The sequence below is a fragment of the Streptomyces sp. NPDC008317 genome (assembly GCF_042955955.1).
Taxonomy (GTDB): Bacteria; Actinomycetota; Actinomycetes; order Streptomycetales; family Streptomycetaceae; genus Actinacidiphila.
Window position 1 is genome coordinate 335,113 of record NZ_JBIBFQ010000002.1, and the last position, 13,398, is coordinate 348,510.

A 13,398-nucleotide genomic window follows, 5' to 3' on the forward strand; every position below is an offset into this window, starting at 1 on the left:
GGCTGTCATAAACGGCAAGAGAGGCGGCGGTGCGTCGTGGACATCGGTTTCCTGGGGCTCGGGGTCATGGGCCGGCCCATGGCGCTCAATCTCCTCCGCGCCGGGACCCCGCTGGTGGTGTGGAACCGCAGCGCGCCCGCCGCCGAGGCCCTGCGGGCGGCGGGCGCCGAAACCGCCGACAGCCCCGCCGACCTCTTCCGCCGCGCCGGGACCGTCTTCGTGATGCTCGCCGACGGCGCCGCCATCGACTCCTGCCTCGGCCGCGGCACCCCCGCCTTCGCGGCGAACGTCGCGGGGCACACCCTCGTGCACATGGGCACGACCTCGCCCGAGTACTCGCTCGGCCTCGAAGCCGAGGTCCGCGCGGCGGGCGGCCACTACGTCGAGGCCCCGGTCTCCGGCTCCCGCGCCCCGGCCGAGGCGGGCCGCCTGGTGGCGATGCTCGCGGGCGAGGACGCCGTCGTCTCAGCGGTACGGCCGCTGCTGGCGCCCATGTGCCACGAGACCTTCGTCTGCGGGCCGGTGCCCGGCGCCCTGCTCATGAAGCTGTCGGTCAACCTCTTCCTGATCACCGTGGTCACCGGGCTCACCGAGGCGTTCCACTTCGCCGAGCGGCACGGCGTCGACGCCCGTCAGTTCCTCGCCGTGCTCGACGCGGGGCCGATGGCCAGCGGCGTCTCCCGTATGAAGTCCCCCAAGCTGCTCGCCCGCGACTTCACCGTCCAGGCCGCCGCCGCCGACGTCCTCATGAACAACCGCCTCATCGCGGAGGCCGCCCGCGCCTCCGCCACCGCCACTCCCCTGCTCGACACCTGCCTCGCCCTGTTCACCGAGACCGCCGCCACCGACCCGGCCGCGGACATGATCGCCGTCCTGAAGGCCATCGAGTCCCGCACCGAAGGCGCCGTTCGTGTTCGGCCGGACAGGCGCTAGCGCCTGTCCGGCACGCAGCGGCCGTCCTCCGTGCGGTAGTTCCACTGGGCGCCGTCGCGCACGAGGGTGCGGACGGCGTGGACGAAGCGGTCGACGTGCTCCTCGGGGGTGCCCGCGCCGAAGCTCACGCGGATGGCGTTGAGGACGCGCTCGCCGGGCGCGGCCTCGGGAGCGCCGCACTCGCCCGGGTCGTCGCCCTCGGCGCCGAGGAGCGTACGCACCAGCGGGTGGGCGCAGAAGAGACCGTCGCGGACACCGATCCCGTACTCGGCGGAGAGCGCGGCGGCGAAGTGCGAGCTGTTCCAGCCCTGGACGACGAAGGAGAGCACGCCGACCCGGGGCGCGTCCTCGCCGAACAGGGAGAGCACCCGCACCTCGGGCACGGAGGCGAGCCCTTCCCGCAGCCGGGCGAGCAACCGCTGCTCACGGGTGACGAGTTGGTCGAACCCGGCCTCGGTCAGCGCCTTGCAGGCCGCGGCGATGGCGTAGACGCCGATGACGTTCGGCGACCCGGCCTCGTGCCGCGCCGCGGTGGTGTGCCACTCGACGTCGACTCCGCCGTCCGCGCGCCGCGCGACCTTGCGGCTGGCGCCGCCGCCCGCGAGGTACGGCTCGGCCTCGCGCAGCCAGTCGGCGCGGCCCGCGAGGACACCGGAGCCGAAGGGCGCGTACAGCTTGTGGCCGGAGAAGGCGACCCAGTCGACGTCGAGCGCGGCGATGTCCACCGGGTGGTGCGGGGCCAGTTGGGCGGCGTCCAGGACGATACGGGCGCCGTGCCGGTGCGCGGCGGCGGCCAGCTCCCGTACCGGCCACAGCTCACCGGTGACGTTGGAGGCGCCGGTGACGCAGACCAGCTTGGGCCCCTTGGGGGCGCCGTGCAGGGCCACGTCGAGCGCGGCGACGGCCTGCTCGGGCGTCCGCGGCGCGCCCAGGACGGTGACCCGCGCGTCGTCCCGCGTCTGCCACGGCAGCAGCGAGGCGTGGTGCTCGGTCTCGAAGACGAAGACGTGGGTGCCCGCCGGGATGACGGCGGCGAGCAGATTGAGCGAGTCGGTCGTCGAACGGGTGAAGATCACCTGGTCCTCGGCCCGACAGCCGAGGAATTCCGCGACCGTGACCCGGCTCTGCTCGAACAGGTCGGTGGAGAGCTGCGAGAGGTAGCCGGCGCCGCGGTGCACGCTGCCGTAGTAGGGGGCGTAGGCGGCCACGTCGTCCCACACCCGCTGGAGCGCGGGGGCGCTGGCGGCGTAGTCGAGCGCGGCGTACGTCACTTCGCCGCCCGTCACGAGCGGCACGAGGACGTCCCGGCCCAGAACGGGCAGCGGGGTACAAATCTCACGGTCGGTGGCAGCGATGGACACAGTCATGGCGATCTCCCGGATTACGGCAGGCGAAATCACCGCACATCTGAAGCCGAAAAGGAATGGCTCGCGGTACAGAAGCGCGGGATGGAAACGTCGAACGAAAGGCGGAACGGCGGAACCGGGCCGACAGGCCCTATCGCATTCGCTTGCTCATGAAAGAACTCCCCAAGTCCGGCTTGCCATGAGCCTCGCTGCTCACGGCCTGGTCATCACCCGGGGCACCCCGCCTCGGACGGAGGGTTGCCGGACAGCGAGCCGGGGCCTTGACGCTGTCACTCGTGACCTGGACAGCATTCTGCCACAAGGCGCCGAACGCACAAGACGCCGTCCAGAAATTGGACAGCGTCGTGTGCTCGGTCCCCGGGGGACCTATCCGAATTCCGCCACAGTGGCGATTACGCGTTGCTCGCCGCCGCCCACCGCTCCAGCGTCGCCGCCGCCGCGCCCGAGTCGATCGACTCGGCCGCCGTCACCAGACCGGCCGCGATCTGCTCCTCCAACGGCCCGCTGCCGGGCCGCAGGGCCACCAGCGCCGCCGCCGAGTTGAGCAGCACGGCGTCCCGTACGGGCCCGGTCTCGCCCGCGAGCAGCCGCCGGGCGACGTCCGCGTTGTGGGCCGCGTCGGCGCCGCGCAGCGCCTCCACGGGCACCAGGGGCAGGCCGACGTCCCGCGGGTCGAAGGCGGTCTGCTCCACCTTGCCGTCGCGCACCACCCACACCTGGGAGGTGGCGGTGGTGGTCAGCTCGTCCAGGCCGTCGTCACCGCGGAACACCAGTGCGGACGAGCCGCGTTCGGCCAGCACGCCGGCCATGATCGGCGCCATCCGCGGGTCCGCGACCCCGGTGGCCTGCGCCCGTACCCGGGCCGGATTGGTCAGCGGGCCGAGGAAGTTGAAGACGGTCGCCACCCCCAACTGGCTCCGGGCGGTGCCCGCGTGGCGCAGCGCGGGGTGGAATTTGATCGCGAAGCAGAAGGTGATGCCCGCCTCCTCCGCGACCTCCACGACCCGCTGCGGCGTCAGTTGCAGATTGACGCCGAGCTCTCCCAGGACGTCGGAGGCGCCGCTGGCCGAGGACGCGGCGCGGTTGCCGTGCTTGACGACCTTCGCCCCGGCGCCCGCGACCACGATCGCCGACATGGTGGAGATGTTGACGGTCTTCGCCCGGTCGCCGCCGGTGCCGACGATGTCCACGGTCGCGCCGGGCACCTCGATGGTGTTCGCGTGCGCGTACATCGACCGCACCATGCCGGAGACCTCTTCGACGGTCTCCCCCTTCGCCCGCAGCGCGACGACGAACCCGGCGATCTGCACGTCGCTCGCCTCGCCGCGCATGATCGCGTCCATCGCCCACGCGGTGTCGTCCCCACCCAGATTCCGCCCTGCCAGCAGCGTGGTCAGCACGTCCGGCCAGGACCGCGTCGCCGGACTCTCGCCGCCTGCCGGGGTCACAACGCTCATGGTCCACGCTCCTGGTGGTGGGATGGGGAACTGCGCGCTCAGCCTATCCGCGCCGCGGGGCCCGACGGCTCCCTGCCCGCACTGCGGACGGCGGACGCCGAAGGGCCGGGCCCGGGACTCCCCTGAGGGGGATTCCCGGGCCCGGCCCGTGGGTGGCTCAGCTCAGCGGCGGCGGCTCAGTGGTGGCCGTGTCCGCTGGTGATCTCCTCGTACTCCTCGGCCGTGGGCTTCGGAATCTGGCTGTGCTCGCCGTAGAAGCCGCGGGAGAGCTTGGCCCGCGCCTTCTCGATCGGGTTGAGCTTGCGCTCCACGCCGTTCTCGTCCACCTCGGGGCCCGCGTCGATCGGCTCCGGCTGGACGTGCGCGGTGAGGATGTGCCGCTGCTCCTGCGAGATCGGCTCGTGCACCTCGATGTACTCACCGTGCGGCAGCCGCTTGATGATGCCGGTCTCACGACCGTGCAGCACCTTGTCGCGGTCACGCCGCTGGAGACCCAGGCAGATCCGCTTGGTGATGATGAAGGCCAGGACCGGCGCGACGAAGAAGCCGACGCGGACGAACCAGGTGATCCAGTTGATCGACAGGTGGAAGTGCGTGGCCCACAGGTCGTTGCCGCCACCGATCAGCAGCACGAAGTACTCGGTCAGCCAGGCCACACCGAAGCCGGTGCGCACCGGGCGGTTGCGCGGCCGGTCCAGCAGGTGGTGTTCGCGCTTGTCCCCGGTGACCCACGCCTCGATGAACGGGTAGACGGCGATGGCCGCCAGCACCACCGGGAAGACCATCAGCGGGATGAACACGCCCAGGACGAGTGTGTGTCCCCAGGCGTTGATCTCCCAGCCGGGCATCACACGGATCAGGCCCTCGGAGAAGCCCATGTACCAGTCCGGCTGGGCGCCGGTGGACACTTGGTCCGGCCGGTACGGTCCCATCGACCAGATCGGGTTGATCGACACGGTCGCGGCGATGGCCGAGATCACGCCGAATACCAGGAAGAAGAAGCCGCCCGCCTTCGCGGTGTAGATCGGCAGCAGCGGCATGCCGACGACGTTCTTCTCGGTCTTGCCCGCACCCGGGAACTGCGTGTGCTTGTGGTAGAAGACCAGGATCAGGTGGGCGGTCAGCAGACCGGCCATCAGACCCGGCAGCAGCAGGATGTGGATCGAGTAGAACCGGCTGACGATGTCGTGGCCGGGGAACTCCCCGCCGAACAGGAAGAACGACAGGTACGAGCCGACCACCGGGGTGGCGAGCACCGCGCCGTCGGCGAACCTGATGCCGGTGCCGGACAGCAGGTCGTCCGGGAGCGAGTAACCGGTGAAGCCGGTGAACATGCCGAGGAACAGCAGCGTCCAGCCGAACAGCCAGTTGATCTCACGCGGCTTGCGGAAACCGCCGGTGAAGAACACGCGCATCATGTGCACGATCATCGCCGCGATGAAGATCAGCGCGGCCCAGTGGTGGATCTGCCGGATCAGCAGACCGCCGCGCACCTCGAAGCTGATGTGCAGGGTGGAGGCGTACGCCTCGGACATCCGCACGCCCTGGAGCGGCGCGTACGGGCCGTGGTAGACGACCTCGTTCATGCTGGGGTGGAAGAACAGCGTCAGATACACACCCGTGAGGATGAGGATGACGAAGCTGTAGAGGCAGATCTCGCCCAGCATGAAGGACCAGTGGTCCGGGAAGATCTTCCGCATGTTGGCCTTGGCCAACTTGTAGATACCGAGCCGGGGGTCAGTCCACTCGGCGGCCCGCTGGCCGACCGGCTTTTTGCCCCGACGGGTCGAGCTTTCCGTCGTAGTACTCATCCGCGCTCCCAGAATGCCGGACCGACGGGCTCATCGAAGTCGCCGAGAGCGACGAGATTGCCCTCACCATTGACGCTGATCCGAAGCTGCGGCAGCCGGTGCCCCGCCGGGCCGAAGATCACCCGCGCGCCGTCCGACAGGTCGAACGTCGACTGGTGGCACGGGCAGAGCACGTGGTGCGTCTGCTGCTCGTAGAGGCTGATCGGGCAGCCCACGTGTGTGCAGATCTTGGAGTAGGCCACGATTCCCTCGTGGGCCCAGTCACGCTCGCGCTTGTCCTTGATGTCGTCCGGCTTGATCCGGACGATCATCAGAGCCGCCTTGGCGATCTGCTCCTGGAAGTCCTCCTGGGACTCCTCCAGACCCTCGGGCATCGCGAAGGTGAGCGAGCCCACCACGATGTCCTCGGGGCGCAGCGGCTTGTTCGTGTTCTGGTTGATCAGCACCTTGCCCTTGGCCCACAGGGTGTGCCGGAGCTTGTCCTCCGGCAGCGGGCCGAGGTCGCGCAGGATCACGACACCGGCCAGCGGGACCAGGGTCAGGGCGCCGAACATCGTGTTGCGGATCAGCTTGCGCCGTCCGAACCCGCTCTCGCGGGCGCCCTGCGCCCACTGCTGCTCGATGTTCTCGCGCAGTTCCTCGTCCGCGCCCGCCGCGTGGCGTTCGTCGGCGAACTCCTCGTCGGACATCAGGGTGCGGGCCCAGTGGACCGCGCCCGCGCCGATGCCCAGCAGCGCCACGGCGAGCGTGAGGCCGAGCGAGAAGTTCAGCGCGCTCACGTTGCCGAACGGGAAGATGAAGACGATCTTGTCGACCGGGAAGATCACGAAGCAGGCGATGAACGCGACGGTGCCGAGCATCGACAGGCCGAACAGCCCCGCCACGACCCGCTCGGAGTGCTTCTCGGCCCGCTCGTCGATGTCCTGACGGCGGTACTCGTGGGGGGGATGGCCGGGGTTGGCGAACGGGTCGTCGGGGACCGCTGGTTCGCTCCCGTGAGCGCCGTGCTCACTTGGCAGGTTCTCTGACACGTCTTTGTGAGATCCAGTCTCGCTCATGACTTCTTGGCCTTGGTCGTCCGGGCGGCGATCCAGGTGGTGCAGACGAGCAGGAAGCCGAGGCCGAAGACCCAGGCGACCAGACCCTCGGACACCGGACCGATGCTGCCCAGCGAGAGACCGCCGGGGTTCTTCGTCTCGCTGCTGTTGACCTCGTGGAGGTACGCGATGATGTCCGCCTTCGTGTCCTGCGGCATCGTGCTGTCCGGGAAGGACGGCATGCTCTGCGGACCCGTCAGCATGGCCTCGTAGATGTGCTTGGGCGAGGCGCCCTGGATCGTCGGCGCGTACTTGCCGTTGGTCAGCGCACCGCCCTTGCCGACGAAGTTGTGGCACTGGGCGCAGTTGGTGCGGAACAGCTCCCCGCCCTTGCCGGCGTCCGCGCCCGCGGGGTTGTACTGGTCCTTGCTCGGCACGGCGGGGCCGGGGCCGAGGGACGCGATGTACGCGGCGAGCTGGTCGATCTCGGCCTGGTCGTAGATGACCTTCTTCTTCGGGATCTGCGCGCCGGGCTGCTGCGCGGGCATCCGGCCGGTGCCGACCTGGAAGTCGACGGCGGCGGAGCCGACGCCGACCAGGCTCGGTCCGTCGGAGCTGCCCTGGCCCGAAGTGCCGTGGCAGCTTGCGCAGCCGACGGAGTACAGCTTCTTGCCCTCAGTGATCGCGAGGGACTGGGCCGCGTCGTCGGCCTGCGCCTTCGGCGCCGGCGCGAGCGCGGCGTACAGCCCCCCGGTGACCGCGAGCGCGAAGAGTAGGACGACAAGCGCCGCCAGCGGGTGGCGCCGTCGTGCGGAGAGCTTTTTCACGGATTACCCCGGTGTCAGGATCTCTTGCGTCGATGCTTCTGGAATGTGTGTGCGGTGTGCGACCGGCTACTTGATCAGGTAGATCGTGGCGAAGAGGCCGATCCACACGACATCGACGAAGTGCCAGTAGTAGGACACGACGATGGCTGCGGTGGCCTGCTGGTGGGTGAACCGCTTGGCCGCGTACGTCCGCCCGAGTACCAGCAGGAACGCGATCAGTCCGCCCGTCACGTGCAACCCGTGGAACCCGGTCGTCAGGTAGAACACCGAGCCGTAGGGGTCCGAGCTGAGCGAGATGCCGTCCTTCTTGACCAGTTCGGTGTACTCGAAGATCTGCCCGCCGATGAAGATCGCACCCATGATGAAGGTCACGATGAACCAGGAGCGGAGCTTCTTCACGTCGCCGCGCTCAGCGGCGAAGACGCCCATCTGGCAGGTGAAGGAGGAGAGCACCAGGATCGTCGTGTTCGTCGCCGAGAACGGGACGTTCAACGCATGGGCGTGTTCCTTCCAGAAGTCGGCACCCGTGACCGACCGAAGGGTGAAGTACATCGCGAAGAGGGCCGCGAAGAACATCAGCTCGGAACTCAGCCAGATGATGGTTCCGACGCTGGTGAGGTTCGGCCGGTTGACCGACGGGTGCGCGTGCCCGGTATCTACTGCTGTTGCTGTCGCCACGTCCGACATTATGTCGGTCGCTTATCTGGCGCTGACTCCGGGGGGTGCCATTCGGTGTGTCAAGGCCCGCAGGAGACCCGCGTGGCCTAGCGCCGCCGTCCCCCGAAGGAGGGATGACGGTGCGTCGGACGACCGGGCCGCCGATCTTCGCGGGCTACGAACCCTCCTCGCGAAGGCGCTGGCGGGAGTAGCATCCGACGCACTTGAGAACGCCTTCACGAGGAGGAACCACGATGCAGGCGACCGCCACGGTGCTGGTCTACAGCGACGACGCGAACACCCGGGAGCAGGTCCGGCTCGCCGTCGGCCGCAGGCCCGCCGCCGACCTGCCGCCGGTGGAGTACGTGGAGTGCGCGACGATGCCCGCGGTTCTCACCGAGTTGGAGCGCGGCGGCATCGACGTCTGCGTCTTCGACGGTGAGACCTCCCCCGCCGGCGGCATGGGGGTGTGCCGTCAGGCGAAGGACGAGATCTTCCGCTGCCCGCCGGTGCTGGTGCTGATCGGCCGTCCCCAGGACGCCTGGCTGGCGACCTGGAGCCGGGCCGACGCGGCGGTCGCCCACCCCGTCGACCCGGTCGCCCTCAGCGAGTCCCTGGCGGGGCTGCTGCGGGCCAGGCTGGCGCCGAGGACCACGGCCGTGGCGACGACGGCGCACTGAGCGCCGCGGCGGCCGGTCAGAGCGCCTGGGGGCGCAGCCGGGCCGGGTTGGAGACGGTGGCGGTGGTGGCGGTGTTCTGCGTCGCCGCGGACTGACCCGCGGCGCCGAGGGCACTGCCCTTCTTCCACTGCGCCCAGCTCAGATTCCAGTCGCCGAAGCCGTTGTCGAACGGCGTCATCGTGTCGCCGAGGCTGTGAGTGACCTCGACGATGTCGCCCTGCCGCACGTTGTCGAAGAACCAGTGGGCGTTGTCCATGCTCATGCCGGTGCAGCCGTGGCTGACGTTGGCGTACCCCTGCGAGCCCTCGGACCACGGCGCGGCGTGCACGTATTCACCGCTCCATGTCACCCGGGTGGCCCAGTAGACCGGCAGGTCGTAGGAGTCGGAGCTGCCCGCGGCGATGCCGATGCTCTCGCTCTGCATCCGGACGAACTGCTCCTTGCCGAGCACCACCTTGACGCCGTTGCGGGTGGAGAAGCCGGGCTTGCCGGTGGTGACGGGGAGCGTACGGACCACCTTCCCGTTCCGCTTGAAGGTCATCTGGTGGGTGCCGGCGTCGGTGAGCGCCTCGACCCGGTCGCCGGTGTGCAGCTCCAGGGACTTGTCGGTGCCGCCGTAGAGCCCGTCCTGGACGCGTACGCCGTTCAGGGTGCTGGTCACGTCGATCGTGGCGTCCGCGGGCCAGTACGTACTGGGCCGGTAGTGCAGGGTGCGGTCGTCGACCCAGTACCAGGAGCCGGGGGCGGCCTGGGGGGTCGAGCTGACCTTGAGGTTGCCCTCGACCGCGGCGCGGGCCGCCGGGTCCTTGACCGGGACGCTCAGCTCGGCGGTGATCGGCTGTCCGACGCCGTACGTACCCGCGTCGGGGCCGAAGGCGACGTGCAGTCCCGCGTCCGCGGGCGTGGTGTCGAAACCGAGCGTCTTACGGCCGGGGCGGCCGTCGGAGTCCTCGGTGCTCACCCGGACCGTGTAGTGCGCGCCTGCGGCCAGCGCGCCGGTGGAGTGCCAGCTCAGGCCGTCGGAGCCGAGTTCGCCGCGTACGTAGCGCCCTGCGGCGTCCGTAGCGGTCACGTCGGTTATCCGGCTCCCGTCCTTCTTGATGGTCACCTGGAGTGGTTTGGACGGGTCGGCCTTGCCTCCGGCCGCGGAGCCGAACGCGACCTTGGCGGCGGCGTCGTGCGGCGTGGCGGCGAGCGGATTGCCGCCGCCGCCACAAGCGGTGAGCCCCACCGCGAGGGGCGCCACCAGCAGGGAGCAGCGCAGCGCGTTACGGCGTAGAGAATTGTGGCTCATGCACTCAAGTTAGGAACAACCGGGTGATTTCGCTCGGTGGATACGTGCAAAAGAGGTCGGGCGCGCGAACGGGCGGGCCCGGACACCTGAGTCGGTGTCCGGGCCCGCCCGTACTTCTGTTCCCCGGGTGACGCGGGTCCCGTGGGGGCCGCGTCACCGCCCTGCCCGGCTACTGGGTGCGGTTCTCACCGCGGTAGTACTCGAACACCCAGCCGTACACGCCGATCAGGATCACCGGCAGCGAGACGAACAGCAGCCACCAGCCGAAGATGATGCCCATGAACGCCAGCGCGCCGCCGGTGGCCAGCGCGAGCGGCTGCCAACTGTGCGGGCTGAAGAAGCCCAGCTCGCCGGCGTCGTCCGCGACCTCCGCGTCCTCCCGGTCCTGCGCGCCGGTGTCGGCCCTGCGCGCGGTGAACGCGAGGTAGAAGCCGATCATCGTGCTCAGCGCGAAGGCGAGGAAGAGCGCCGTGGTGCCCGCGGGCTCCTTGGACCACAGGCCGTACACGATGGCCGAGGCCAGGATGAAGACGGCCAGGCCGAGGAACATCTTGCCTTGGACCCTCACTGACCGGACTCCTTACGGTCGTGGTGCAGGTCGCCACTGACGCCCGAGAGCGCCTGGTCGGGACCCCGGTTGACGAGCGAGTCGATCGCCGAGATCTCCGGGTGGTGCAGGTCGAACGCCGGGGATTCGGAGCGGATGCGCGGCAGCGTGGTGAAGTTGTGCCGCGGCGGCGGGCACGAGGTGGCCCACTCCAGCGAACGGCCGTAGCCCCACGGGTCGTCGACTTCGACCTTCTTGCCGTACTTGGCGGTCTTCCACACGTTGTAGAGGAACGGCAGTATCGACAGACCGAGCAGGAACGAGCTGATGGTGGAGATGGTGTTCAGCGTGGTGAACCCGTCCGCCGCCAGGTAGTCCGCGTACCGGCGCGGCATGCCCTCGGCGCCCAGCCAGTGCTGGACGAGGAAGGTGCCGTGGAAGCCGAAGAAGAGCGTCCAGAAGGTGATCTTGCCGAGCCGCTCGTCCAGCATCTTGCCGGTCATCTTGGGCCACCAGAAGTGGAAGCCCGCGAACATCGCGAACACGACGGTGCCGAACACCACGTAGTGGAAGTGCGCGACCACGAAGTACGAGTCCGAGACGTGGAAGTCCAGCGGCGGCGCCGCCAGGATGACACCGGTCAGACCACCGAAGGCGAAGGTGATCAGGAAGCCGATGGACCACAGCATCGGGGTCTCGAAACTCAGTGACCCCTTCCACATCGTGCCGATCCAGTTGAAGAACTTCACACCGGTCGGCACCGCGATCAGGAAGGTCATGAACGAGAAGAACGGCAGCAGCACCCCGCCGGTGACGTACATGTGGTGCGCCCACACGGTCACGGACAGACCGGCGATGGAGATCGTCGCGGCGACCAGGCCGATGTAGCCGAACATCGGCTTGCGGCTGAAGACCGGGATGACCTCGGAGATGATGCCGAAGAAGGGCAACGCGATGATGTACACCTCTGGATGGCCGAAGAACCAGAAGAGGTGTTGCCAGAGCAACGCGCCGCCGTTGGCGGCGTCGAACACATGCGCCCCGAATTTCCGGTCGGCCTCCAGGGCGAGCAGCGCGGCGGCGAGCACCGGGAAGGCCAGCAGGACGAGGACACCGGTCAGCAGCACGTTCCAGCAGAAGATCGGCATGCGGAACATCGTCATACCGGGTGCGCGCATGCAGATGATCGTGGTGATGAAGTTGACCGCGCCGAGGATGGTGCCGAAGCCGGACAGGGCCAGGCCCATGATCCACATGTCGGCGCCGATGCCCGGCGAGCGGACCGCGTCCGACAGCGGCGAGTACGCGAACCAGCCGAAGTCGGCCGCGCCCTGCGGGGTCACGAAGCCGCCGACCGCGATGAGCGAGCCGAACAGGTAGAGCCAGTAGGCGAACATATTCAGCCGCGGGAACGCGACGTCGGGGGCGCCGATCTGCAGCGGCATGATCCAGTTCGCGAAGCCCGCGAAGAGCGGGGTCGCGAACATCAGCAGCATCACGGTGCCGTGCATCGTGAACGCCTGGTTGAACTGCTCGTTCGACAGGTACTGGTTGCCCGGCCGGGCCAGCTCCGCGCGCATCAGCAGCGCGAGCACGCCGCCGATGAGGAAGAAGGCGAACGACGTGATGAGGTACATCGAGCCGATCGTCTTGTGGTCCGTGGTGCTCATCCACGTGACGATGACCGAGCCGGGCTTGCGCCGGCGTGCCGGGATCTCGTCCGCGTAGGAGTCGTCCGCCGCGGCGGCGCCCTGCGGTTCGTTCAGAATGCTCATGTGGTCTTGGGCTCCGAGTTCTTCGCGTTGCCCGTGGTGGCGATGCCCGCCGGGATGTACCCGGTCTGGCCCTTCGCCGCCAGGTCCTTGAGGTGCTGCTTGTACTCCTCGGGCGAAACGACCTTCACGTTGAAGAGCATCCGGGAGTGGTCCACACCGCAAAGCTCGGCGCACTTGCCAAGGAAGGTGCCCTCCTTGCTCGGAGTCACCTCGAAGACGTTGGTGTGGCCGGGGATGACGTCCATCTTCATCAGGAACGGAACGATCCAGAAGGAGTGGATGACATCACGCGAGGTGAGGACGAACCGCACGCTCTCTCCCTTGGGGAGCCAGAGCGTCGGACCGGGGTTGCCGGTGTCCGGGTTCCTGCTGGCCGGCGTGCCCACGTCGTAGACGCCCTCGGCGCCGGGGGGCAGCAGCAGCTTGTTCGCGGGGATCTCGGACAGTTCCTTCGGCACGCCCGTGGGGGTCGCCGGGTTGCCGTCCACGTCCTCGACGTAGTTGAAGCCCCAGCTCCATTGGAAGCCGACCACGTTGATCACGTGCTGCGGCTTCTTGGAGGTGTCCAGGATCTTCGACTCGTCACGGGCGGTGAAGTAGAACAGCACCGCGATGACGATGATCGGGACGATCGTGTACAGGGCCTCAAGGGGCATGTTGTAGCGCGTCTGCGCGGGGACCTCGACCTTGGTCCGGCTGCGCCGGTGGAAGATCACGCTCCACAGGATCAGGCCCCAGACAAGGCAGCCGGTCACCAGCGCGGCGGCCCAGGAGCCCTGCCAGAGCGCGAGGATCCGGGGTGCCTGTTCCGTGGCAGGACTGGGCATGCCGAGGCGGGGATAGTCCTTGTACGAGCAACCAGTGGCGGTCGCAAGGACCAGGCCCGCGGCCAGCGCCCGCGGCAGCCATCGCCGCACCGGGCGCCGCGACGAGGGGGTACCTCCCACGCCGTTCTGGCCGTGGGGGAGGTCGGAGCCGTTGGGACTCACGTAGCGCCTTCCCGAGAGTCTCGC

12 protein-coding genes and 1 riboswitch are annotated in these 13,398 nt (G+C 68.9%); of the genes, 2 read left to right on the plus strand and 10 right to left on the minus strand.

Annotation, left to right across the window (positions count from 1 at the left end; translation table 11 throughout):
• The first annotated feature begins 36 nt into the window (after positions 1-36).
• Positions 37-933 carry an NAD(P)-binding domain-containing protein gene (locus tag ACFY9V_RS06565; RefSeq protein ID WP_391159815.1) on the plus strand — a complete coding sequence of 299 codons (897 nt, stop codon included), beginning with the start codon at positions 37-39 and terminating at the stop codon, positions 931-933.
• Here the strand turns inward: ACFY9V_RS06565 and ACFY9V_RS06570 are convergent.
• From ACFY9V_RS06570 to ACFY9V_RS06595, 6 genes are all read right to left on the minus strand, one after another.
• Positions 930-2,300: an aminotransferase class V-fold PLP-dependent enzyme gene (locus ACFY9V_RS06570; protein WP_355334257.1), complete on the minus strand. Its 1,371-nt coding sequence runs from the start codon at positions 2,298-2,300 to the stop codon at positions 930-932. The genes ACFY9V_RS06565 and ACFY9V_RS06570 overlap by 4 nt on opposite strands.
• A 164-nt stretch (positions 2,301-2,464) precedes the next feature.
• Positions 2,465-2,581: riboswitch (SAM riboswitch) on the minus strand.
• Positions 2,582-2,692: 111 nt separating this feature from the next.
• A complete protein-coding gene (trpD, locus tag ACFY9V_RS06575; protein WP_391159817.1) occupies positions 2,693-3,757 on the minus strand; it encodes an anthranilate phosphoribosyltransferase in 1,065 nt (354 codons plus the stop codon).
• Positions 3,758-3,933: 176 nt separating this feature from the next.
• Positions 3,934-5,568 (minus strand): cytochrome bc complex cytochrome b subunit, encoded by a 1,635-nt coding sequence (locus ACFY9V_RS06580; RefSeq protein WP_355334263.1) that lies wholly within the window; start codon positions 5,566-5,568, stop codon positions 3,934-3,936.
• Positions 5,565-6,626 (minus strand): Rieske 2Fe-2S domain-containing protein, encoded by a 1,062-nt coding sequence (locus tag ACFY9V_RS06585; RefSeq protein ID WP_355334266.1) that lies wholly within the window; start codon positions 6,624-6,626, stop codon positions 5,565-5,567. Before ACFY9V_RS06585 ends, ACFY9V_RS06580 begins: the two co-directional genes overlap by 4 nt.
• Entirely contained in the window at positions 6,623-7,432 is an 810-nt protein-coding gene (locus ACFY9V_RS06590) for a c-type cytochrome (RefSeq protein ID WP_355334269.1), read from the minus strand. The genes ACFY9V_RS06585 and ACFY9V_RS06590 overlap by 4 nt, the downstream gene beginning before the upstream one ends.
• 66 nt (positions 7,433-7,498) lie before the next feature.
• Complete coding sequence (locus tag ACFY9V_RS06595; RefSeq protein ID WP_355334271.1) at positions 7,499-8,119, minus strand: heme-copper oxidase subunit III; 621 nt, start codon at positions 8,117-8,119, stop codon at positions 7,499-7,501.
• 224 nt (positions 8,120-8,343) lie between these two features.
• Between ACFY9V_RS06595 and ACFY9V_RS06600 the strand changes: the two genes are divergently transcribed.
• Positions 8,344-8,769 carry a hypothetical protein gene (locus ACFY9V_RS06600; RefSeq protein ID WP_355334273.1) on the plus strand — a complete coding sequence of 142 codons (426 nt, stop codon included), beginning with the start codon at positions 8,344-8,346 and terminating at the stop codon, positions 8,767-8,769.
• Positions 8,770-8,785: 16 nt separating this feature from the next.
• On the opposite strand, the gene ACFY9V_RS06605 is transcribed toward ACFY9V_RS06600, so the two are convergent.
• The 4 genes from ACFY9V_RS06605 to coxB form a co-directional block, all read right to left on the minus strand.
• Complete coding sequence (locus ACFY9V_RS06605) at positions 8,786-10,063, minus strand: Ig-like domain-containing protein (RefSeq protein WP_355334275.1); 1,278 nt, start codon at positions 10,061-10,063, stop codon at positions 8,786-8,788.
• A 169-nt stretch (positions 10,064-10,232) separates the two neighbouring features.
• The gene (locus tag ACFY9V_RS06610; RefSeq protein ID WP_188281472.1) at positions 10,233-10,631 is read right to left on the minus strand and encodes a cytochrome c oxidase subunit 4; all 399 of its coding nucleotides are present in this window, start codon (positions 10,629-10,631) and stop codon (positions 10,233-10,235) included.
• Complete coding sequence (gene ctaD / locus ACFY9V_RS06615) at positions 10,628-12,385, minus strand: cytochrome c oxidase subunit I (RefSeq protein ID WP_355334278.1); 1,758 nt, start codon at positions 12,383-12,385, stop codon at positions 10,628-10,630. Before ctaD ends, ACFY9V_RS06610 begins: the two co-directional genes overlap by 4 nt.
• Entirely contained in the window at positions 12,382-13,374 is a 993-nt protein-coding gene (gene coxB, locus ACFY9V_RS06620; protein ID WP_188281474.1) for a cytochrome c oxidase subunit II, read from the minus strand. The genes ctaD and coxB overlap by 4 nt, the downstream gene beginning before the upstream one ends.
• Between the last annotated feature and the right edge of the window lie 24 nt (positions 13,375-13,398).